Source organism: Microbispora bryophytorum (assembly GCF_043197435.1).
Taxonomy (GTDB): domain Bacteria; phylum Actinomycetota; class Actinomycetes; order Streptosporangiales; family Streptosporangiaceae; genus Microbispora; species Microbispora bryophytorum.
Window position 1 is genome coordinate 566144 of record NZ_JBICTF010000004.1, and the last position, 22025, is coordinate 588168.

Sequence of the window (22025 nt, forward strand, 5' to 3'; positions counted from 1 at the left end):
GGATCTAGGGTTCGGCGTGTGGATTCCCCTGAGATGGAGGAATTGTCCTTCGGCGACGATCGTCGCGAACCGGAACCCAGGACGGGCCTTCTCCGGAGGCCGCTGGTCGTCGCCGGAGTGGTGATCGTGCTCCTCGCAGGGCTCGGGATCGCCGGATGGCGGATCCACGAGCGGTCACGCTGGCCGCTGCCCCCGCCCGTAACCTCCGCCCCGCTCACCGGGAGGTTGTCGGTCTTCCTGTGCACGGACGGTTCGGACGAGTACGCGCCGAACTGCCTGTACGGCGCCGCGACCGCCGATGACAGGCGGAAGATCGAGGCCGTGCTCAGGTCGCTCCCGGAGCTACGCGGTCTCTCCTTCGAGACGAAGGAACAGGCGTACGAGAAATTCCGGAAGAGCGCCGGTGATGACCCGGCGGGTCTGGAATTCGTGCGGAAAACGAGAGCCGACGAGATGCCCGAGTCCTACCAAGGCGCCCTCGGTCCTGGGGACTGGGAGGCGATCCGGCTCCGCATCGACGACTTGCGAGGCGTCTTGGCCACAGGGATCTACGGCGACAGCCTCTGGAGAGGAGTCGCCGACATCGGGATCGCGCTCTGTCCGGAGATCGGCAGCGACTTTTCGCGGTGCCAGGGACGCACAAGGGTCTCAGAAGGGGAAAAGGCGGCCGTGTTCGACCGCATCAGGGACCTCGACGGGGTGAAGGCCGTGTACATCGAGGACGCCGCCCACGCGCGCGTGAACATGCGGCGGATCCTCTGGCGGCCTGACACTGAGGATGTCGACGTGCGCGCCCTGCCTGAGGCGTTCTACATCGCGTTCGACCGTCCGCCGGCGAAGACCGAAATGGAGAAGATCTTCCTCTCTATGCCCGGCGTCGCCCAGGTGGTGCCGGTGGCATGACCCTTCCCGAGGTGCCTCAGGCGGAGGAGATGACGATCGGCGTGAGCCGTGGCCGGCGGAGAGGGCCGCTCGCGGTCGTGACGGCGGTGCTTCTGGTGGCCTCCTGTGGGACCGCCGGGCCGTCCGCGCCGCCTCGGCCCGTCTCATCGCCGTCCCCGTCCGGATCCGCCATGGAGGGGCCGCAGCCGGACGATCCGTGGCCAGGCACGAGTGCGCTCACCCCCCTGCCGCCGCCGGACGGTCCGTGGCCGGAGGCGGGGGAGCTGTCCGTGTTCTTCTGCGCGCGCTCCACCGTGTTCGACGCCTGTAACGACCGGGGAGCGGCCACGCGGGGAGAGATACGGAAGGTGCGGGCGCTGCTCGGGGCCGCGCCGGAGGTCGAGAAGGTCCGTTTCGTGTCGCAGGCGGAGCAGTTCAGGCGAACGCGAGAGGCACTGCGGGACAGACCCGATCTGCTGGAAGGCGCGGACCCCGCGGACGAGTCCGCGTACTACAGCGCGCGGGTGGGTCCGGGGGACTGGCCGGCACTGGTGCGCCGCATGTCGGCGTCACCGGGGGTGTCCAACGCCTTCGTGATCCGCGACGACTACTGGCCGGACAAGGCCGACGTCATGGTCCAGCTGTGCCCCCGGGCCGACCTCAGCGAAGGGCAGGGAGGGCCCTGCGAGGGGCGAGGGTTCGCCACTCTCGCCGAGAAGAACGCCATTCTGGACCGCATCGGCGATCTCTCCGGGCTGGAGAAAATCTATTTCCAGGCCCGCTCCCACCAGGCCCCGATGTGGCGTCGCCGGATAGTGCCGGAGGAAGACTTCGACGCCTACCTTCCCGAGGTCTTCTACGTGAAGTTCACGACCCCGCCGGTGCTGCGCGAGGTCAAGCGGGCGTTGCGGAGCGCGGCCGGGGTGCTCCTCGTGGGCGCTGTCGACGCGACCACGAAGGACAAGCGGCTGTGACGACGGCGTCCGGGAAGTGAGACCGTGATTTGACCGGGCAGAGTACCCTAGCCCGACGTGACCCAGCCCGAGACCTCTGGAAGCGCCGTGACTCCCGCAGAAACCCCGTACGTCACGATTGTTCTGCCGTGTTACAACGAGCAGGACCACGTCATCGACGAGGTCGAGCGCATCTGCGCGGCCATGGACGCCAGCGGGTACACCTATGAACTGCTGGCCGTGGACGACTGCTCCACCGACGAGACGCTCGCGCGTCTGCACGAGGCCGCGCCGCGCTTCCCGCGCATGCGGATCAGGGCGTTCCACCGCAACGGCGGCTCGGGCACCGTACGCAGGATCGGCAGCCAGGAGGCCCGCGGCGAGATCGTCGTGTGGACCGACGCCGACATGAGCTACCCGAACGAGCGCATCCCCGAGCTGGTCCAGATCCTGGAGAAGGACCAGACGATCGACCAGGTCGTCGGAGCGCGCACCACCGAGGAGGGCTCGCACAAGGTTCTGCGGGTGCCGGCGAAGTGGTTCATCCGCAAGGTGGCCGAGCGGCTGGCCGGGCAGAAGATCCCCGACCTCAACTCGGGCCTGCGGGCCTTCCGCGCGTCGGTCGCCAGGCCGTACCTGCGGCTGCTGCCCCCCGGCTTCTCCTGCGTCACGACGATCACGCTGGCGTTCATGTCGAACCAGCACGACGTCCACTACCTGCCGATCGAGTACGCGAAGCGGGCCGGGAAGTCGAAGTTCAACTTCGTCTCCGACGCCTACCGCTACATCCTTCAGGTGCTGCGGATGGTCATGTACTTCAACCCGCTCAAGGTGCTCATGCCGCCCGCGCTCTGGCTGGTCGGCATCGGCTTCGTCAAGGGTCTGTACGACGTGGTCCGCTACGGCTTCTACCTCACCAGCAACACCATCGTGATCTTCATATCCGGCATGCTGATCGGGTCGGTGGCCCTGCTGGCCGACCTGATCGTGCGATCCCGGGGTGATGTGTGAGGATCGCGATCGTCGGCCCGACGTATCCGTACAAGGGCGGCGGGGCGCAGCACACGACGGAACTGGCCCACCGGTTGCGGGCGCGGGGCCACGACGTGGTCATCGAGTCGTGGCGGGCGCAGTACCCCTCGTTCCTGTACCCCGGGCAGCAGACGATCGACAGCCCCGAGGGCGAGCCCTACCCGGGCACGCGCCGCGACCTCGACTGGCGGCGGCCGGATGGCTGGGCGACCTGCGGGCGGCGGCTGCGCGGGGCCGACCTGGTCGTGCTCGCCGTGCTCAGCCCGGTGCAGGTGCCGGCGTACCTCGGCATCCTGTACGGCCTGCGCCGCAGGGCGCGGGTGGTGGCGCTGTGCCACAACGTGCTGCCGCACGAGACCAAGCCGTACGACAGGCCGCTGATGAAGGCGCTGCTGCGCCGGGTCGACGGCGTGCTCGCCCATTCGGAGCAGCAGGCGGACCTCGCCCGCGCGCTCACCGGCGCGCCGGTGAAGGTGGCCGCCCTCGCCCCGCACCTGCCCGTGCGCGGAGCGCGGGAGGCGGCGGGCCGGGAACCCCGGGGCAGGCTGCTGTTCTTCGGCATCGTCCGGCCCTACAAGGGGCTCGACCTGCTGCTTGAGGCGCTCGCGCAGGTGCCCGACGTACGGCTCACGGTGGCCGGCGAGTTCTGGGGCGGCCTGGAGGACACCCGTGCCCTGATCACCCGGCTCGGGCTGGCCGGCCGGGTCGAGATCCGGCCGGGATACGTGGCGGCGGAGGACGTGCCGGGGCTGTTCGCCGAAGCCGACGCGCTGGTGCTGCCCTACCGGTCGGCGACCGCCAGCCAGAACGTGTGGCTCGGTCACGAGCACGGCGTGCCGGTGATCGCCACCCGGGTCGGGGCGCTGCCCGACAACGTACGCGACGACGTGGACGGCCTCCTGGCGGAGCCGGGCTCGGCCGGCGCGCTGGCGGAGGCCGTCAAGCGGTTCTACGAGCCGGGGACGCCGGAGCGGCTGCGGGCGGGCGTCGCGCCCGTCGACCCCGAGCCGCACTGGGCCGTCTACCTCGACACCCTCCTCCCCCCACCAAACAACCCCGCGTGATCTTGTAGTTTGTCGCACGTGGGGTCCTTGACCTGGCCTTCCACCTTTCGTGATCATGCACAATTTCGTGCTGATGGGCTCCGACCGGCGCGAACGCACTTCGTAATCTTGCAATTGCATGATCACGGATCGCGTTGTGGCTGGTGGGGGCGGTGATCAGTCGATTCAGTGCAAGATCACGAAGGGGATCTGTCCTGCTCATCGGGGGTCTCTGCGACAAACTGCAAGATCACGCGAGGAGGGTGGGGGTGTCGGCTGATCGGGAGACGGGGGCGGGGCGGGCACGGGTACTGTTGGGCAGCGTGAAGACGTGGGTGAGCGGGGGGCGGGAATGAGCGGGGGCCGGGAATGAGCGCGGACCGCGCGGCCCAGCTCGAATACTCCGAGTTCCAGGCCGCGATGCTCGACGAGGACAAGCGCAGGCGCAAGGCCGCGAAGATCATCGCCGTGCTCGCGCACTTCCTGGGCAGGGACGCCGCCAATCCCGGCGAGGCGCTGTCGGGGCTGACGGTCGGCGACGTCGGGTGCTCGGCCGGGTTCATCGCCGACGAGCTCGCCGCCGCGGGCGCCCGCCGCACGCTCGGGCTCGACATCGACGTCCCGGGCCTGCGCAAGGCGTCCGACCGCTTCGGCGGGCGGGTCGGGTTCGTCTGCGCCGACGGCTCCCGCCTGCCGTTTCCCGACGGCTCGGTCGACGTGCTGGTCTTCAACCACATCTACGAGCACGTGGTGAACCCCGACGCCGTGATCGCCGACATGCACCGGGTGCTGTCCGACGACGGCGTCCTCTACCTGGGCCTGGGCAACCGGCTCGGGGTCATGGAGCCGCACTACAAGCTGCCCTTCCTGTCCTACCTGCCGCCCGCCGCCGCCGACCGGTACGTGCGGGCGTTCGGCCGGGCCGACCACTACTACGAGCGCTTCCGCACCCGGCCCGGGCTGCGGCGGATGCTGGCGGACTTCCACGTGTGGGACTACACGTTCCCGGTGCTGGCCGCGCCCGAGCGGTTCGCCGGTGGCGAGCTCTTCCCCGGCGCGGCCGGCCGCGCCGCCAAGGCCACGCTGGAGCGGACCCCGCGCCCGGCCCTGCGGGCGCTGCTGCCGGTCGTCCCCACCTACCTGTGGGTCGCCACCAAGACGCCCCGCCGCCCCCTCGGCGCGGCGCTTCCGCAGCCGCCCGAGCCGGTCCGTACGTCCCGATGAGTCGCCGCAAGGCCGTTCGCGCGCTGTTCCTGCTCGTGGCGCTGGGGTTCGGCGTCTGGGCGGTGGCGAGCCAGTGGACCGCCGTGGCGGACGGCTTCGCCCGGCTGTCGTGGGCGGAGCTCGCTGGCTCGCTGGTGGCGGTGCTCGGCGCGCTGCTCGCCGGGATGTTCATGTGGCGGGCGCTGCTGACCGACCTGGGCTCCCCGCTGGCGTTCACCGACGCGTCCAAGATCTTCTTCGTGGGCCAGCTCGGCAAGTACATCCCCGGGTCGGTGTGGCCGATGCTCGCGCAGATGGAGATGGGCCGCGACCACGGCATCCCCCGGCCGCGCAGCGCCGCCGCCTTCTTCCTGACCTATCCGATCTACCTCGGCACCGGCCTGCTGGTCGCCCTCGTCACGCTGCCGGTGCTCGCCGGGCAGTCGGTCGCGAGATACGCCTGGCTGCTGCTGCTCGTGCCCGTGGTCGCCGCCGCCCTGCATCCGAAGGTGGTCAACGGCGTCATCGCCTTCGGACTGCGCAAACTGCGCCGCCCGCCGCTCGAACGGCCGCTCACCCGGCGCGGCGTGCTCGTCGCCTGCGGCTGGGCCCTGGCGGGCTGGGCGGCCTACGGCGTGCACCTGGCGCTGATCGTGCACGGCCTCGGGGCGGGCGGGCCCTCGGCCGTGATCCTCAGCTTCGGCGCGTTCGCGCTCGCCTGGTGCCTGGGGTTCGTGTTCGTGATCGCCCCGGCCGGTGTGGGCGTGCGCGAGGTCGCGATGGTGGCCGCGCTCGCCCCGGTGCTCGACCGGCCCGCGGCGACCGCCGCCGTGTTGTGCTCCCGGCTCATCGTGTCCGTCGGCGACCTGGTGTGCGCCGGCGCCGCCGGTCTGGCCTCCCGGCGCGCGGTCCGTACGCGGGAGGAACCCGTACCACGGGCCTGAATCCGTGGAATGGGCGCGGGTCGCCCACCCTTCGAGATGCTCCTCATGTGATATCACTCACGTTTCGGGGGACGCCGGAAATAGAGTGACAGGGAGGGAAGTGGGGGAAGGCGTCAGTTCGTGGCGCGGGGCCCCTGGCCCCTGCCCGAACACCGCCGGAACCAGCGGGACCGTGCGGGCGGGGAGCGATCCTCCCGGCCTTGAGCGGGCCCAGTGAGGGGAGCGATTCACTTGACACCCCGGGTGCTCGTCGACGCCGCCGCGGTCCCCGCCGACCGCGGCGCCCTGATCAGGTATGTCGATGGACTGGTCGCGGCCCTGCACGAGGCGGGCGCGGACCTCGCGGTGATCTGCCAGCGCGCGGACGCCGAGCACTACGCCGCTCTCGCCCCCTCGGCGCGGATCCTCCCCGGACCGCCCGCGATCACCAACCGCAACAAGCGGCTGGCCTGGGAGCAGACCGGGCTGCCGATCCTGGCCCGGCACGCCGGCGCCCAGGTGATCCACGCTCCCTACTACTCGATCCCGCTGGGCTCGGGCCTGCCGACGGTGGCCACCGTCCACGACCTCACCTCGTTCACCGACCCCGACCAGCACGACCCCGTCAGAGCCTCGTTCTTCCGGTCGGCCACCCGCACCGCCGTACGCCACGCCACCCGGGTGATCGTGCCGTCGAAGGCCACCAGGGACGAGCTGGTCCGGGTGCTGGACGCCGACCCCACCCGGGTCGACGTCGCCTACCACGGAGTGGACCCCACGTTGTTCCACCCGCCGGCGCCGGAGGACGTGCGCCGGGTGGCCGGGCGATTCGGCCTGCACGACCGGCCGTACGTCGCCTATCTGGGCGCGCTGGAGCCGCGCAAGAACGTGCCGAACCTGGTGACCGGGTTCGGGCGGGCGGTCGGGCATCTGTCCTCGCCGCCCGCGCTGGTGCTGGCGGGCGGTCCCGCCTGGGACGAGGAGGTGGACGCCGCCGTGGCCGCACTGCCGCCCCGGGTGAAGGTCGTGCGTCCCGGCTTCCTGCCCTTCGCCGACCTGCCGGGCTTCCTCGGCGGTGCGCTCGTGGTCGCCTCGCCGTCGCGGTGCGAGGGGTTCGGGCTGCCGGTGCTGGAGGCGATGGCCTGCGGGGCGCCGGTGCTGACCACTCACCGTGCCTCGCTGCCGGAGGTGGGCGGCGACGCGGTGGTCTACACCGAGCCCGACGCCGACAGCATCGCGCGGGCGCTGCGCGCCCTGCTGGAGTCGCCGGAGCGGCGTGAGTCGCTGGCACAGGCGGGCGTCACCCGCTCGCGCGAGTTCACCTGGCGGCATTCCGCCGAGGCCCACCTCGTCGCCTACCAACGGGCCGTCGAAGCCTAGGGCGGCGGCGTTCCGGTTTCGGGCATCCGGTTTCACCGCTCGTGCTGGGGCGAAATCGGCTCCCGTATCGCCCGGTCCGAGGCCGGTGAACGGGGATCGCGCCCCTGTCGTGAAACGTCGGCACAACGGACGGCCGCGGAGGGCCCGGCTAGGCTACTCTCGCGGCTGTGAGGGAGAGTTCTGTGCGGTCGCCCGAGGGGCTTGAGGCGATCCTTCTCGTGGGCGGCCAGGGCACGCGGCTGCGACCGCTGACGCTCAGCACGCCCAAGCCGCTGCTTCCGACGGCGGGGGTGCCCTTCCTCGCGCACCAACTGGCCAAGGCGCGGGCGTACGGCGTGCGCCGGGTGGTCTTCGCGACGTCCTACCGGGCCTCGATGTTCGCCGAGGCCTTCGGCGACGGCTCCGGCTTCGGCCTGGAGATCGTCTACATGACCGAGGACACCCCGCTCGGCACCGGTGGCGCGATCCGCAACGCCGCGCGGGCGCTGACCTGCCCGCCCGAGGCGCCGGTGCTCGTGCTGAACGGCGACATCCTGTCGGGTCACGACATCGCCGCCCAGGTGGACCTGCACGTTTCACGGGAGGCCGCGGTGACCCTCCACCTCACGGAGGTGGACGACCCGTCGAGGTTCGGCTGTGTGCCGACCGACGACGACGGCCGGGTCAGCGCCTTCCTGGAGAAGACGCCCAATCCCGTGACGAACCGGATCAACGCCGGCTGCTACGTGTTCCAGCGCTCGGTCATCGACGCGATTCCCGAGGGCCAGGTGGTGTCGGTCGAGCGGGAGACCTTCCCCGGGCTGATCGCGTCCGGCGAGCTGGTGCTCGGCTACGCCGACACGTCGTACTGGCTGGACGTGGGCACGCCGGCGGCGTTCGTGCAGGGCTCGGCCGACCTGGTGCTGGGCAAGCTCGGCTCGCCCGCGCTGCCGGGTCCGGTGGGCGAGAGCCTCCTGCTGGACGGGTCCGTCGTGTCGCCCGAGGCCAAGGTCACCGGTGGCACGGTCGTCTGCGCCCGCGCCACGGTCGAGGCCGGTGCGAGCGTGCGCGGCAGCGTGCTGTCCGAGGACTGCCACGTCGCGTCCGGCGCGACCGTCGTGGACTCGGTCGTCGGGGTCGGCGCCCGCGTCGCCTCCGGCGCCATGTTGCGCGAGGTCGTCGTCGGCGACGGCGCGCTCATCGGCCCCGGCAACGAGCTCACCTCCGGTATGCGCGTCTGGCCCGGGGTAAACCTGCCCGAGTGCGCGGTCCGCTTCTCCAGCGACGTCTGATGATCTGCACGGCTTCCACCGGACGGCGAAGCGAGCGGCGCTGGCGGCCGTCCGCGCCGTTCGACCTCGCGCTGACGCTGTCGCCGCACCGGCACGGGGGAGGCGACCCGGCCTGGCGGTCCACGCCGGACGGGGCGATCTGGCGCGCCTCGCGCACCCCCGAAGGGCCCGGCACCCTGCGCGTGGCGGCAGGCGGCGGTGAGGTCCTCGGGCAGGCGTGGGGGCCGGGGGCGGACTGGCTGCTGGAGACGCTTCCGTCGCTGCTGGGCGCCGACGACGACGTGGCCGGCTTCGCCGCGATGCTCGCGCGGCTCACCGGCGCCGGCGATCCCCGGCAGGCCCGCGCCGCCGCGTTCGTCGCGGGCCTCGCGAGCCGCGCCGCCGGGCTGCGGATCGGGCGCTCCCTGCGGGTCTTCGAGGCGCTCGCGCCCGCCGTGCTGGAGCAGAAGGTGGTCGGCAGCGAGGCGTGGCGGGCCTGGAGGTTCCTCCTGCGCCGGTACGGCGAGCCTGCCCCGGGCCCGGCCCCCGAGGGCATGTACGTGATCCCGCCGCCGGAGGTGTGGCGGGCGATCCCGTCGTGGGACTGGCACCGGGCGGGCGCGGAGGCCGTACGGGCCAGGACGATCGGCAACGCGGCCCGGCACGCCGGGAAGCTGGAGCGCACCGCGGATGCGTCGGTGGAGGCGTCGGTGGAGGCGGACCGTCTGCTGCGGGCGCTGCCGGGCATCGGCGTGTGGACCTCCGCCGAGGTCCGCCAGCGGGCCCACGGCGACCCGGACGCCCCCAGCGTGGGCGACTTCCACATTCCGGGGCTCGTCGGCTACGCGCTGGCCGGCCGGAAGACCGACGACGACGGCATGCTCGAACTGCTCGATCCGTTCCGTGGGCACCGTCACCGCGTGGTCAAGCTGATCGAGCTCAGCGGCGTCAGGCCGCCGGCGCGCGGACCGCGCATGGCTCCACGCGACTACCGGGCCTTCTGACGACGTCCGTTCAGGTTCTGGTTGATCCCGCAGTGCTCGACCCCGTCCCGGCACCTGCCGCTGAGGGTGTTGGTGAAGTCGCTGACGCTCGTCACCTGCTGGAGGCCGGCGAACGCGATGCCGTTGTTGCCGGCGGGGGCGTTCACGTTGCGCCTGCCCGCGGACACCTGCAGGGGGGCGCTGGCGATCGCGGGCGTGTTGGCCGTGTTGCGGCCGTCCGTGACCTGCTTGGCGTGGCCCTTGCCCGATCCGCCGCCGTGCCCGGCGTACGGCGCCGCGAGCGCCTCGGCCGCCGGCGTCGACAACCCGATGACGATCGTCGCGACGGCCAGGGACCGGACTCTCAAAGCTAGACAAAACGCTCTATTCGCCCCAATAACGGCCACTATTTCCTCGCTCGTTGTCTGTTCCGCTCCCTCGCTCATACCCAGCGGCCGCAAACCGCCCGGCGGGCGTACGCCATGACTTCCCCCGGGCGGCCGGGGGCTGGGTGCGCCGGACGGACCCACGCCTCATAGGGTGCGGCGTATGACGGCGAAGCGACCTCCGAACGCCAGCTCCGACAGCGGCACCCGCCGGGCACTCGCGCGGGCCAGGGACGGCAAGACCCTCGACCCCGGCGAGGCGGCGATTCTGCTGCGCGCCCGCGGCGACGACCTGGACGCCCTGCTCGCGCACGCCTCACGGGTCAGGGACGCGGGACTTGAGGCCGCCGGCCGGCCCGGCGTCATCACCTACAGCCGCAAGGTGTTCATCCCGCTGACCCGGCTGTGCCGGGACAGATGCGGCTACTGCACGTTCGCCACCGCGCCGCACAAGCTGCCCGCCGCCTTCCTGTCGCCCGACGAGGTGCTGGAGATCGCCCGCCAGGGCGCGGCGATGGGCTGCAAGGAGGCGCTGTTCACCCTGGGCGACCGGCCGGAGGACCGGTGGCACCAGGCGCGCGAGTGGCTCGACGCCCACGGGTACGACGACACGCTCTCGTACGTCCGGGCGATGGCGATCCGGGTGCTGGAGGAGACGGGGCTGCTGCCCCACCTCAACCCCGGCGTGCTGACCTGGAAGGACCTGCAGCGGCTCAAGCCGGTCGCGCCCTCGATGGGCATGATGCTGGAGACCACCTCACGGCGGCTGTTCACCGAGAAGGGCGAGGCCCACTACGGCTCTCCCGACAAGGACCCGGACGTGCGGCTGCGCGTGCTGGAGGACGCCGGCCGCTCCAGCGTGCCGTTCACGACGGGCCTGCTGATCGGCATCGGCGAGACGATCGAGGAGCGGGCCGAGTCGATCTTCGCGATCCGCCGGGTCGCCAGGGAGTACGGCGGCATCCAGGAGGTCATCGTCCAGAACTTCCGCGCCAAGCCCGACACGGCCATGCGCGGCATGCCCGACGCCGACCTGCACGAGCTGGCCGCGACGATCGCGGTGACGCGGCTCGTGCTCGGCCCGAAGGTCCGCGTGCAGGCGCCGCCCAACCTGATCGGCGAGGAGTACGCGCTGATGCTGCGGGCGGGCATCGACGACTGGGGCGGGGTGTCCCCGCTCACGCCCGACCACGTCAACCCCGAGCGCCCGTGGCCGCAGATCGACGACCTCGCGGCCCGCACCGCCGCGACCGGGTTCACGCTGCGCGAGCGCCTCACGATCTATCCCGAGTACGTGCTCGCGGGGGAGCCGTGGCTCGATCCCCGGCTCACCGAGCACGTCGCGGCGCTGGCCGACCCCGCCACCGGGCTCGCGCGCGAGGACGCCGTGCTTCGGGGCCGTCCGTGGCAGGAGCCCGACGGCGGCCTGGGCGGCCTGGTCACCGGCGGACGGGCCGACCTGCACACCGCCGTCGACGCCGAGGGCCGGACGGGCGACCGCCGGGCCGACTTCGACAGCGTGTACGGCGACTGGGAGGCCCTGCGCGAACGCCTGCCCGGCGGCGGACGGGACGGGGCCGTCCGGAACCACGCCGTCGGGGCGGACGTGCGGGAGGCGCTGCGGCAGGCCGAGGCGGACCCGGCGCGGCTGACCGACGAGCAGGCGCTGACGCTGCTCGACCTCGCCGGGGACCAGTCGGGGGCGGGCGCCGACGACGCCGGCCTGGAGGAGCTGTGCCGGATCGCCGACGGGCTGCGCCGCGAGGCGGTGGGCGACGACGTCACCTACGTCGTCAACCGGAACATCAACTTCACCAACGTCTGCTACACCGGCTGCCGGTTCTGCGCCTTCGCCCAGCGGCGCACCGACGCCGACGCCTACACCCTGTCGCTGAGCGAGGTGGCCGACCGGGCGCAGGAGGCGTGGGAGGCCGGGGCGACCGAGGTGTGCATGCAGGGAGGCATCCACCCCGACCTGCCCGGCACGGCTTATTTCGACATCGCCCGCGCGGTGAAGGAACGCTGCCCCGAGATCCACGTGCACGCGTTCTCGCCGATGGAGGTCGTCAACGGCGCGAGCCGTACGAACCTGTCGGTCGAGGAGTGGCTGCACGCGGCGCGGGAGGCGGGGGTCGACTCGCTGCCCGGCACGGCCGCGGAGATCCTCGACGACGACGTGCGGTGGGTGCTGACCAAGGGCAAGCTGCCCGCCCGGGAGTGGATCGAGGTCATCACCACCGCCCACCGGGTCGGCATCCCCACGACCTCGACCATGATGTACGGCCACGTGGACACCCACGAGCACTGGGTGCGCCACATCCGGCTGATCCGGTCGATCCAGGAGGAGACGGGCGGGTTCAGCGAGTTCGTGCTGCTGCCGTTCGTGCACCACAGCGCCCCGATCTACCTGGCGGGGATCTCCAGGCCGGGACCGACCGCGCGGGAGAACCGGGCCGTCCACGCGCTGGCGCGGATCATGCTGCACGGCGCGATCCGCAACATCCAGTGCTCCTGGGTGAAGCTGCGCGACGACCTGTGCCGGGACGTGCTCGCCGGAGGCGTGAACGACCTCGGCGGCACGCTCATGGAGGAGACGATCAGCCGGATGGCCGGCTCCGAGAACGGCTCCTACAAGACGATCAGCGAGATCGCGGCCATGGTGGCGCCGACCGGCCGTCCGCTGCGCCAGCGCACCACGTCGTACGGCCGGCCGGGTGAGGAGCGGGCCGAGGCGGCCCGGCGCAGCGACGGGGTGTGCCAGTCGGTCCGCGGGCCGCTGCTCACGGTCTCACCCGTCTCCCGGCCGCCGGTCACCTCGTGACGTAGAAGTCGGCCGGGTCCCGCGGCGGCCGGTCCTTCGGCGGCGCGGCGGGATGGCCGACGGCCACGGCCCCCATGGGGTCCCAGTTCTGCGGCAGGCCGAGCACCTTGCGCACCACGTCACGGCAGAACATCGTGGACGACACCCACGCCGAGCCCAGCCCCTGCACGGCGAGCTGGACCAGGAAGTTCTGCACGCCGGCGCCGGTGGCCACCACGAACATCTCCCGCTCGGCGGCGTTCCTGCGCTCGTCCCTGTAGGTGTGCGAGCCGTCCATCACCAGGCACGGAACCGCCAGGTAGGGCGCGTTCCTCAGCACGTGGCCGCGCCGGACCCGCCGGGCGATCGACTCCTCGGAGAAGCCGTCGGAGCGCAGGTCCTCGATCCAGGCGTCCCGCATCGCGTCGAGCAGTTCCGCGCGCGCCCCCGGGGTCTCCAGCAGCACGAACCGCCACGGCGTGGTGTGGTGCGGGGCGGGCGCGGCGACGGCGGCGGCCACGGCCCGCCGTACGGCCGCGGGGTCCACCTCGGCGGCGGAGAACTCCCGGATCGTGCGGCGGGCGAAGACGACGTCGGCAGAGCCGTACCGGAACATGTCCTCGTCGGCGGGGCGGACCAGGACCCGCCCGCCCGGGCCGTCCTCGTCGGTCACCAGGTGGGCCAGCCCGCGGACGACGGCCACCGGAACGCCGGACAGCTTGCCCTTCGCCAGATCGCCCGCCGCCGCGATCTCGTCGGCCAGCGCGGTGACGGTGGCGTTGAGCGGGTTGCCGTAGCCGTCGGTGCCGCCGCGCAGGTCCTCTAGGGGCCGCACGCCGGCCGCGCCGATGGCGACGTCGGTCAGGCCGTGCCGCCAGGGCCGGCCGAAGGTGTCGGACACGATCACCCCGGCGCGCACGCCGAGCCGCTCGCGCAGCCCCCGCCGGATCCGGTCCGCCGAGGCGTCCGGGTCCTCGGGCAGCAGCAGCACGGTGCCGGGGGAGGTGTTGGAGGCGTCCACGCCGGCCGCGGCCATCACGAAGCCGTGCCGCGTCTGCGCGATGACCGTGTCGCCGCGCCGCGCGACCACGCGCTCGGTCTCCTCCTCGATCGCGGCCGTACGGCTCTCGCCGTTGCGGACGCGGCCTTCGGCCTTACTCACGATCTTGGAGGTCACGACCAGGATGTCGCCGTCCCGGAGGTCGGGCGCGGCCTGCGCCACGAGCAGGGCGATGTCGTCGCCGGGACGCACCTCGGGCAGGCCGGGCACGCCGCTGACAGTGATCTGGGGCATGAGTTCCTCTGACGTCTGTTCTGGCATCGGCATTCAGGCCTTCAGCGACCGGGCCAGGGCGAGGGCCGCGGCGGCGATGTCCCTCGTGGCCTCGGGGTCGCTCATCAGGAGCGGCCGGGCCTCCACCGCGACGCCGTCGAGCGCCACGCCCTTGTCCTCCTCGGCCACGAGCCAGCCGTCGAGCAGCGCGGATCCGTACAGCTCCAGGACGGCCTGGGCGCTCGTCTCCACGCCGATCGCGGTCAGGCAGGCGTCGGCCATGCCGCGCACCGGCGCGCCGCCGATGATGGGGGAGACGCCGACGACGGTCTTGTCCTCCAGGGCGGCCCGGATGCCCGGGATCTGGAGGATCGTGCCGATGCTGACGACCGGGTTCGACGGCGGGAGGATGACGACGTCCGCCGCCGCGACGGCGTCGAGCACGCCGGGCGCGGGACGCGCCTCGTCCGCGCCGACGAGCACGATCTGCTCGGCCGGTACGGAGGCGCGCAGCCGCACCCACCACTCCTGGAAGTGGACGGCCCGCCTGCCGGCCTCGTCGGAGATGACCACGTGGGTCTCGGTGGGGTCGTCCGACATCGGCAGCAGCCGGACCCCCGGCCGCCATCGGTCGCACAGGGCCTCGGTCACCTGGGAGAGCGGATAACCGGCCGCCAGCATCTGGCTGCGGATGATGTGGGTGGCGAAGTCCCGGTCGCCGAGGCCGAACCACTGCGGTTCCATGCCGTACGCGGCGAGCTCCTCCTTCACCGTGAACGTTTCAGCGGCCCGTCCCCAGCCCTGTTCCTCGTTGATGCCTCCGCCCAGCGTGTACATGACCGTGTCGAGGTCAGGGCACACGCGCAGGCCGAACAGGGTGATGTCGTCGCCGGTGTTGCCGATCACGGTGATCTCGGAATCGGGGGCTGCCGCCTTGAGACCTCGGAGGAACCGGGCGCCGCCGATTCCTCCGGCGAGGGACACGATGCGCATGCGGCCAGTCTTCCACCGGCCGTCCGCGGGCTCGCCGACACCCACCCCAGGAACGGGATGAACGGCGATATGTAGGGTCTGTTTGGCTTGTGAGGTTCATGGGTCTGCCGACGCTTAAGTCAGTCTTGTGCAAAACTTCCCCGAGTGCCGTTTGGACCGATGGGGGTAGTCGTGCTCAAGGTCGATACCGGCCGGCTCCGCGAGCCGGCCGCGTGGACGATGCTCGCGGCGGTGATCACCACCGTCCTCGTCAGCATCGCGCACCTGCTGATCGGCTCCTCGTCGAGCAGCACGTTCGGCGTCCGCGCGGCGACGAGCCTGTACTCCCTCGTGTCCCCGGTCTCGACCGCGCTCGCGTTCGGCGCCGTGCTGCTCGTCGCCAAGGCCGGGACGCCCACCCCCCGGGCCCGCCTGGTGGCGCTCGGCGCGGCCGGGTCGCTCGGTCTCAGCGTCGTCTTCGGCGTGATCGCCGTGCTGGGCGTGCTCGTGGGCGAGCTGGCCTCGTTCCGCGACCGGTTCGAATACCTGATCACCGGACTGCCGATGGTCGCGCTCGCCGTCTTCGGTGCGCTGTTCGCGCTGAGCACGGCATCGGCGCTCCAGCCCGTCAGGGAACCGGCGGGCGACTTCTTCGGCAGGCGCGAGGACGCCTACCCGCCCCAGCCGTACGCTCCGGCGCTGCCGCACAACCCGCAGGCGCCTCAGGCACCGCAGCAGCCGCACGCACCTCATGCGCCGCAGGGCGCTCCGGCTCACGTCCCCGGTCCTGTTCAGCAGGCGCCTCATCAGCAGGCGCCTAACCAGCAGGTGCCTAACCAGCAGGTGCCCAATCAGCAGCAGTTCGGCCACCCCGCCCCGGGCGACCACCAGAGCCAGCCGCAGGGGCCCGCGTACGGGCAGAGCGCGCCGGCGCCGGCCCACCCCCAGCTGCCGCCAGCGGAGCACCGCTACCCCGACCAGCAGCAGTACGGCCAGGAATACGAGCCGCAGCCCTCCTACGCGCCCGCTCCGACCGCCCCGCAGTCCCCGCCCTTCGGCGGGCAGGGCGGGCAGCCCGGCTCCCCGGCTCCCGCTCCGGTTTCCTCTCAGGGCCCCGGCCACGGACAGATGCAGCAGGCGCAGCAGGCGCAGCAGCCCCGGCCGTCGCTGCAGGACGTCCAGACCGGCGCGCACTACCCCGACTACGGCCCGTACGGCGCGCAGCCCGAGGCGGCGGCGCCCCAGCGCGCCGACTACGCCCCGCCGCCGCAGGGCCCGGTGTTCGACCAGTACGGCTACGCGGGCCAGCAGACGGACTCCGGTGGCTACGGGCAGTTCCCGAGCGCTCCTCCCGCCGTGCCCGATACCCCTGTCGCTCCCGTCGTCCCCGCCGCTCCCGACCCTCGCGGTTACGGTCAGCCGTCCTCCTACGCCCCGGTCTCGGAGGCCAGGCCGTACGAGCAGGACCAGTCGTACGGACAGGGCTCCCCGTTCTCCGGCTACTCGGGTCAGGCGTTCGCCCGCCATGCCGCCGAGCAGGCCCCGGCCGGTGGCCCGGCCTTCGACGCTCCCCCCGCGTACGAAGGCCCGGCCGACCCGCGGGAGCAGCAGCTCGCGCAGGCCTACCAGCAGGCGCAGAGCTACCAGAAGGGCGCCCTGCCCGACCACCCCACCGGTCCACAGGACATGCCGGAGTACTACGACAACCCGCTCGGCCACCCCCAGTCCGAGCCCGCGCCGTTCCAGCCTCCCGTGGCCGGCCCCGCCGACCAGACGGTCCGTTTCGACTCCTCCGGCTATCACGGAGACCCGCTCAGCGACCCGCTGCCCAGGGAGGAGCCGCTCGACCCGACGGCCATCTACACGCCCGATCGGTCGCAGGCAAAGTATGAGGAAGGTTCCGCCCCCGATCAGGCAGGCCGCGGAACCGACCCCAACCTCCCTTGGTATGGTTCCGAACGCTGATAGGACCGTAGATCGGGGCGTACGAACCGGGGCGAGCAGGTCTTTCCCCGGGTATCGGTATGCCGCTTGACGCCACACGCGCCACGCGCGTGTAATTACAGACATGTTGTTACGCCTTCCCAAGGGTGGGTACAGGGCAGGCGTTTTTATGGGGGGCTCCATGTGGGCGGGCGAGCGACAGGGAGGTGTGCAATGACCGATCTGGTCATGGCACAGGCGCTCGATGGCGACGGTGAAGATCTCGGGTGGCAGGAGCGCGCTTTGTGCGCGCAGACTGATCCTGAGGCGTTCTTTCCTGAAAAGGGCGGTTCCACCAGGGAAGCAAAGAAGGTGTGCCGTTCGTGTGAGGTGCGCGCCGAATGCCTTGAATACGCGCTTCAGCATGATGAGCGTTTCGGCATCTGGGGCGGCCTGTCCGAGCGGGAAAGGCGCAAGATCAAGCGCCAGGCCGTCTAGGTCGTGTCCCTGACATCGACGCGGGTGGGGCCGTGCGTTCGGCGCACGGCCCCACGCTTATGTCTGGGTTGTTGCTGACATCCTGTTTCGCCTGGATGTGATCGGGTGAGTCCGGGTTGCCGTATCGTGGTCGGCGCTCAGCCGTACGACCCCCCAAGGACTCGACGTGCACTCGGTGACCGCGATCGTCGTCGCTCACGACGGCGCCCGCTGGCTCAAGGAGACGCTGGCGGCGGTGCTGCGCCAGGCCCGGCCTCTCGACCGTGTCGTCGGCGTCGACAACGGCAGCCGTGACGGCAGCGGGGCGCTGCTGACCGAGGCCTTCGGCCCGGGAAACGTGCTGGCGCTGCCCCGGTCCACCGGGTTCGGCGAGGCCGTCCACGAAGTGCTGCGGCGGCTGCCGCCCGCGCCCGGCGAGGAATGGGTCTGGCTGCTCCACGACGACTGCGTGCCCGACGCGCACGCGCTGCAGGCCCTGCTGTGGGCCGCCGAGCAGGATCCCAAGGCCGCCATCCTCGGCCCCAAGCTGCGTGACTGGCTCGACCGGCGGGTGCTGCTCGAGATGGGCGTCACCGTCAGCAGGTCGGGACGGCGCGACACCGGCCTGGAGCCGAGGGAGTACGACCAGGGCCAGCACGACGGGATCGCCGACGTCCTGTCGGTCTCCACGGCCGGCATGCTCATCCGCAGGGACGTCTGGGACGAGCTGTCCGGCCTCGACACCGCGCTGCCGCTGTTCCGCGACGACCTCGACCTGTGCTGGCGGGCCCGTACGGCCGGGCACCGCGTGCTGAACGTGAGCGACGCGGTGGCCTGGCACGCCGAGGCCTCGGCGCGGCGGCGCCGCAGGATCGCCACCAGCGAGGAGCACCCGCGCAGGCTCGACCGGCGCAACGGTCTGTTCGTCCTGATGGCGAACCTGCCGTTCGGCGCGCTCGTGCGATCGGTGCTGCGCAACGTCTTCGGGTCCGTGCTGCGGGCCCTGCTGTTCCTGCTGGCCAAGCAGCCGGCCAACGCCCTCGACGAACTGGCCGCGCTCGGCTCGGTCATCGGCCATCCGATGCGTCTGCGGCGGGCGCGCAAGGCCAGGAAGCAGGGCAGGAAGCAGGGCTGGCCCGCGATCCGGCGCAAGCTCACCCCGCCGGGCGCGGCGTTCCGGCGGCTGGCCGACATGGTGCAGGGCTTCCTCGCCGGAGCCGGCCCGGTGGACTCGGCGGGCCGCCACCACGCCGCCGCGGACCGCGCCCAGGAGGACGACGGCGACGAACTGCTGACCGACTCGGGCGGCGTCCAGCGCGTGTTCAGCAGTCCGGGGGTGGCGCTCTTCCTGATCCTGACGGTGATCACGCTGGTTGCCGAAAGGACGCTGCTGCCCGGGCTCCTGTCCTCCGACGGGCACCTGGGCGGCGGCGCTCTGGTGCCGGTCACCGGGGGCGCGTCCGACCTGTGGCGGCTCTACGTCGAAGACCATCACGCCGCCGGGCTCGGCTCGCAGACCTGGGCCCCGCCGTACGTCGCCGTGCTGGCCGGGCTGTCGGCGGTCGCGCTGGGCAAGACGTGGCTGGCCGTGGCCGTGGTGCTGCTCGGCTGCGTGCCGCTGGCCGGGATCTCGGCGTACGCGGCGACCAAGCGGATGATCTCCTACACGCCCGCGCGGGTCTGGCTGGCCGCCACCTACGCCCTGCTGCCCGTCGCGACGGGCGTGGTGGCGGGCGGGCGGCTCGGCACCGCGATCGTGATCGTGCTGCTGCCCGTCTACGCGGCGCTCGCCACGCGGGTGATGGCCGGGTCGCGGCGGGCGGCCTGGGGCCTCGGCCTGCTCCTGACCGTGGGCACGGCCTTCGTCCCGCTCGCGTACGTGCTGGTGGCGATCCTCGGCGGGCTCGCCGCGGTGTCGTTCGGAGGCATTCGCCGGGGCGTCAGGCGGTCGCTCGTGATCGGCCTCGGCACCCCGGTCGTGCTGCTGTTCCCGTGGCTGGTGCAGATCGCCAGGGAGCCGGGCCGGATCCTGCTCGAGTCCGGCCTGCACGAGTCCGGCCTGCATGACGGCCGCCTCACCACCCCCCGCCTGGCCGCCGACTCCCTGCTCATGCTGAGCCCCGGCGGGCCGGGGGTGCCGCCCGTGTGGGCGACGGCGGGCCTGATCGCGGTCGCGCTGGCCGCGCTGCTGCTGCGGCGTCACCAGATGATCGTCGCCATCGGCTGGGGCGTCATGCTCTTCGGGCTCCTGGTGGCGATCGTGGTCAGCCGGGTCGACGACGCGGCGTGGCCGGGGGTGCCGCTGGCGTTCGCCGCGACGGGCCTGCTGGTGGCCGCGGGGCACCAGGCGCACCGGATCGCCGAGTTCCGCGCCTCGGGCGGGCTGCGCCGGCTGGGCGCGATGCTGATCGTCGTGGTCGCCTTCGCGACGCCGCTCGCCGCCGCCGCGCTGTGGGTGACCAGAGGCGCGGACGACCCGCTGCGAAGCGACCTGAGCGATCCGGTGCCGGTGCTCGCCGAACTGCAGTCGGAGCCCGGAGAGGGCACCCTCCTGCTGCGTCCCAAGGACGGCACGGTGGGCTACACGCTGATGCGCGGCCGGGGTCCGCTGATCGGCGAGTCCGACCTCACGCCGCCCCGGGAGACGACCGAGCGTTTCACGACCGCGGTCGCCGGGCTCGCCTCGGGCCGGGGCAGCACGTACGTCCAGACGCTCGCGGCGTCCGGGGTCCGCTTCGTGACGGTGCCCGGCTCCGTCGACCCCGCCCTGCAACGGGCGCTCGACTCGCAGCCCGCCCTGGTCAGGGTGAGCCTGTCGGAGACGGGCGGCCTGTGGCGTGTGGCGGGCCAGGTGACGGTGCCTCCGCCCCCGCCGCCGGTGACCGCGGGCGGGCTGCATCGGGGCTGGTTGTGGGCCCAGGGCGGGCTGCTCGTGCTCGTGCTGATCCTCGCCTCGCCCGGGGCCCGTACGAAGGAGCCGGACGTCGACTACGCGGACGCGCCCGTCGAGGAGGGGCCGCGAGGCCGCCGCCGGGCCAAGGAGAACAAGGGCAGGAAAGATCGGGTGCCCGCGTGAGGAGACTGATCGAGAACCGCTTCGGCCTGCTCGCTCTGGTGCTGGTCGCCCTGGGCGCGTTGTACGGCGTGGCCTTCGTCAGCCGGCCCGCGCCCGCCGCGCAGGTGCGTCCGCAGGCCGTCAGGGCGCCGGTGGAGTCGGTGACCGCCGTGTGCCCCGCGCCGTCCGGCAGCAGGGTGAGCGTGGTGACCCCCGCCCAGGACCAGCGGAACGCGGGACAGCAGGACCAGGAGCCGGGCAGCGCCACCCTGTCGGCGATCAGAACGCCGGAGGAGAAGGCGGGCGGCAAGGACGACGTGATCGACAGGCCGGGCCTGCTGTGGCAGCGCGAGATCGCCGTCGGGGGCGGCCCGCTCGTGGTCGACGCCACCGGTGCGATGGCCGCCGGGCTGGAGAGCGCCCAGACCGCCAGGGAGACGTCGGGCACCCAGCGGGGGCTGGCCGGAGTGCGGTGCGTCGAGCCGGGCGCGGAGAGCTGGTTCGTCGGGCCCGGGCCGGCCGCCGCGGAGATGACCCTCTACCTCGCCAACCCCGACGCGGCCCCGGCCAACGTCTCGTTCATGGTCTACTCCGGAGAGGGCCCGGTGCTGAGCGAGCGCGGCAACGGCGTCATCGTCAAGCCCGGCCAGCACCGCGTGATCAGGCTGCGCGACCTCGCGCCCTCCCCGCTGATCATGGCCCTGCAGGTGAGCACGCGCAGCGGCCGGGTGGCCGCCGCGGTGAAGGCCGTCCTGGGTGAGGGCAGGGGCGTCGACTGGCTGCCCGTCGCCGCCGCCCCCGCCACCCGGGTCGTCGTCCCCGGCATCCCCGGAACCGCCGGGCAGCGGGAGCTGTACGTCGCCGCGCCGGGGGAGCGGGACACCGTCGTGCGGATCAAAGCAGTGCTGGAGGACGGCTCCTACGCGCTGAAGAACAAGGAAACGATCGAGGTGCCGGCCGGATCGGCGGCTTCGCTCGACCTGTCCACCGGGATCGGCGGGCAGCCGGCCGCGCTGGTGCTGGAGTCCGACGTCCCGATCGTGGCGGGCCTCAAGATCACCGGAACGGGGGCCAGGCAGGACGTCGCCTACACGGCCGGCGCCGCCTCCGTCGATCTCGGCAGCGTCGTCGCGGACGGCCGGGCGGAAGGCAAGCAGACCTCCTGGCTGGTGCTGTCCGCGCCCTTCGAGGCGGCCGTGGCGGAGGTTCAGCTGGTGCCCTCGAAGGGTCCGGCGCCGGCCCCGGTCGAGGTGAAGGTGCCCGCCGCCCGGACCAAGGAGCTCAGGCTCACGCCGCCGAAGGGAAGCAAGGGCGGCTTCAGCGTGGTCGTGCGGCCGATGCCGGGCTCGGGGCCCGTGTACGGCGGGCGCGTCCTCGACGAGGGGGTCAAGGACGGCCGGCTGCTGACCGCGCAGCCGCTGGCCATGGCCAGGACCTGGGCGCTGGTGCCCCCGACCGTCGACGAGCCGGGCGCCGTGCTGCCCTGAACC

17 protein-coding genes are annotated in these 22025 nt (G+C 72.5%); 14 read left to right on the forward strand and 3 right to left on the reverse strand.

Features of this window, described 5'->3' with window-relative positions; translation table 11 throughout:
• The first annotated feature begins 18 nt into the window (after window positions 1-18).
• The 9 genes from ACGFIB_RS16105 (at window position 19) to ACGFIB_RS16145 (ending at window position 9670) form a co-directional block, all read left to right on the forward strand.
• A complete protein-coding gene (locus ACGFIB_RS16105; RefSeq protein ID WP_357239233.1) occupies window positions 19-903 on the forward strand; it encodes a permease-like cell division protein FtsX in 885 nt (294 codons plus the stop codon).
• The gene (locus tag ACGFIB_RS16110; protein WP_393372308.1) at window positions 900-1856 is read left to right on the forward strand and encodes a permease-like cell division protein FtsX; all 957 of its coding nucleotides are present in this window, start codon (window positions 900-902) and stop codon (window positions 1854-1856) included. Before ACGFIB_RS16105 ends, ACGFIB_RS16110 begins: the two co-directional genes overlap by 4 nt.
• A gap of 57 nt (window positions 1857-1913) precedes the next feature.
• Window positions 1914-2846, forward strand: coding sequence for a glycosyltransferase family 2 protein (locus ACGFIB_RS16115; RefSeq protein ID WP_142569468.1), 933 nt, complete (start codon window positions 1914-1916; stop codon window positions 2844-2846).
• A complete protein-coding gene (locus tag ACGFIB_RS16120) occupies window positions 2843-3931 on the forward strand; it encodes a glycosyltransferase family 4 protein (RefSeq protein ID WP_393372312.1) in 1089 nt (362 codons plus the stop codon). The genes ACGFIB_RS16115 and ACGFIB_RS16120 overlap by 4 nt, the downstream gene beginning before the upstream one ends.
• Window positions 3932-4279: 348 nt before the next feature.
• Window positions 4280-5134, forward strand: a complete 855-nt coding sequence (locus tag ACGFIB_RS16125) for a class I SAM-dependent methyltransferase (protein ID WP_393372315.1) — start codon at window positions 4280-4282, stop codon at window positions 5132-5134.
• Window positions 5131-6057, forward strand: coding sequence for a lysylphosphatidylglycerol synthase transmembrane domain-containing protein (locus ACGFIB_RS16130; RefSeq protein ID WP_142569473.1), 927 nt, complete (start codon window positions 5131-5133; stop codon window positions 6055-6057). Before ACGFIB_RS16125 ends, ACGFIB_RS16130 begins: the two co-directional genes overlap by 4 nt.
• A 231-nt stretch (window positions 6058-6288) precedes the next feature.
• Window positions 6289-7416, forward strand: a complete 1128-nt coding sequence (locus ACGFIB_RS16135; RefSeq protein ID WP_393372319.1) for a glycosyltransferase family 4 protein — start codon at window positions 6289-6291, stop codon at window positions 7414-7416.
• 167 nt (window positions 7417-7583) lie between these two features.
• Window positions 7584-8687, forward strand: coding sequence for a mannose-1-phosphate guanylyltransferase (gene manB / locus ACGFIB_RS16140; RefSeq protein WP_393372322.1), 1104 nt, complete (start codon window positions 7584-7586; stop codon window positions 8685-8687).
• Window positions 8687-9670: a DNA-3-methyladenine glycosylase family protein gene (locus tag ACGFIB_RS16145; protein ID WP_393372325.1), complete on the forward strand. Its 984-nt coding sequence runs from the start codon at window positions 8687-8689 to the stop codon at window positions 9668-9670. The genes manB and ACGFIB_RS16145 overlap by 1 nt, the downstream gene beginning before the upstream one ends.
• Here ACGFIB_RS16145 and ACGFIB_RS16150 read toward each other — a convergent pair.
• Window positions 9655-10017 (reverse strand): hypothetical protein, encoded by a 363-nt coding sequence (locus tag ACGFIB_RS16150; RefSeq protein WP_393372328.1) that lies wholly within the window; start codon window positions 10015-10017, stop codon window positions 9655-9657. The two genes, ACGFIB_RS16145 and ACGFIB_RS16150, sit on opposite strands and share 16 nt — an antisense overlap.
• A 181-nt stretch (window positions 10018-10198) precedes the next feature.
• On the opposite strand from ACGFIB_RS16150, the gene ACGFIB_RS16155 reads away from it, so the two are divergent.
• Window positions 10199-12856 (forward strand): bifunctional FO biosynthesis protein CofGH, encoded by a 2658-nt coding sequence (locus tag ACGFIB_RS16155; RefSeq protein ID WP_142569482.1) that lies wholly within the window; start codon window positions 10199-10201, stop codon window positions 12854-12856.
• Here ACGFIB_RS16155 and ACGFIB_RS16160 read toward each other — a convergent pair.
• Both ACGFIB_RS16160 and cofD read right to left on the reverse strand, forming a co-directional pair.
• Complete coding sequence (locus ACGFIB_RS16160; protein WP_393372332.1) at window positions 12846-14129, reverse strand: coenzyme F420-0:L-glutamate ligase; 1284 nt, start codon at window positions 14127-14129, stop codon at window positions 12846-12848. The two genes, ACGFIB_RS16155 and ACGFIB_RS16160, sit on opposite strands and share 11 nt — an antisense overlap.
• Before the next feature lie 33 nt (window positions 14130-14162).
• The gene (gene cofD / locus ACGFIB_RS16165) at window positions 14163-15101 is read right to left on the reverse strand and encodes a 2-phospho-L-lactate transferase (RefSeq protein WP_142569486.1); all 939 of its coding nucleotides are present in this window, start codon (window positions 15099-15101) and stop codon (window positions 14163-14165) included.
• Window positions 15102-15272: 171 nt separating this feature from the next.
• On the opposite strand from cofD, the gene ACGFIB_RS16170 reads away from it, so the two are divergent.
• The 4 genes from ACGFIB_RS16170 (at window position 15273) to ACGFIB_RS16185 (ending at window position 22022) form a co-directional block, all read left to right on the forward strand.
• Window positions 15273-17045: a hypothetical protein gene (locus tag ACGFIB_RS16170; RefSeq protein WP_393372335.1), complete on the forward strand. Its 1773-nt coding sequence runs from the start codon at window positions 15273-15275 to the stop codon at window positions 17043-17045.
• Between the two features lie 192 nt (window positions 17046-17237).
• Window positions 17238-17501 carry a WhiB family transcriptional regulator gene (locus ACGFIB_RS16175; RefSeq protein ID WP_030509369.1) on the forward strand — a complete coding sequence of 88 codons (264 nt, stop codon included), beginning with the start codon at window positions 17238-17240 and terminating at the stop codon, window positions 17499-17501.
• Between the two features lie 166 nt (window positions 17502-17667).
• On the forward strand, window positions 17668-20556 hold the full coding sequence (locus ACGFIB_RS16180; protein ID WP_393372338.1) for a glycosyltransferase: 2889 nt from the start codon (window positions 17668-17670) through the stop codon (window positions 20554-20556).
• Window positions 20553-22022 carry a DUF5719 family protein gene (locus tag ACGFIB_RS16185; RefSeq protein ID WP_393372341.1) on the forward strand — a complete coding sequence of 490 codons (1470 nt, stop codon included), beginning with the start codon at window positions 20553-20555 and terminating at the stop codon, window positions 22020-22022. Before ACGFIB_RS16180 ends, ACGFIB_RS16185 begins: the two co-directional genes overlap by 4 nt.
• The last annotated feature ends 3 nt before the right edge of the window (window positions 22023-22025 follow it).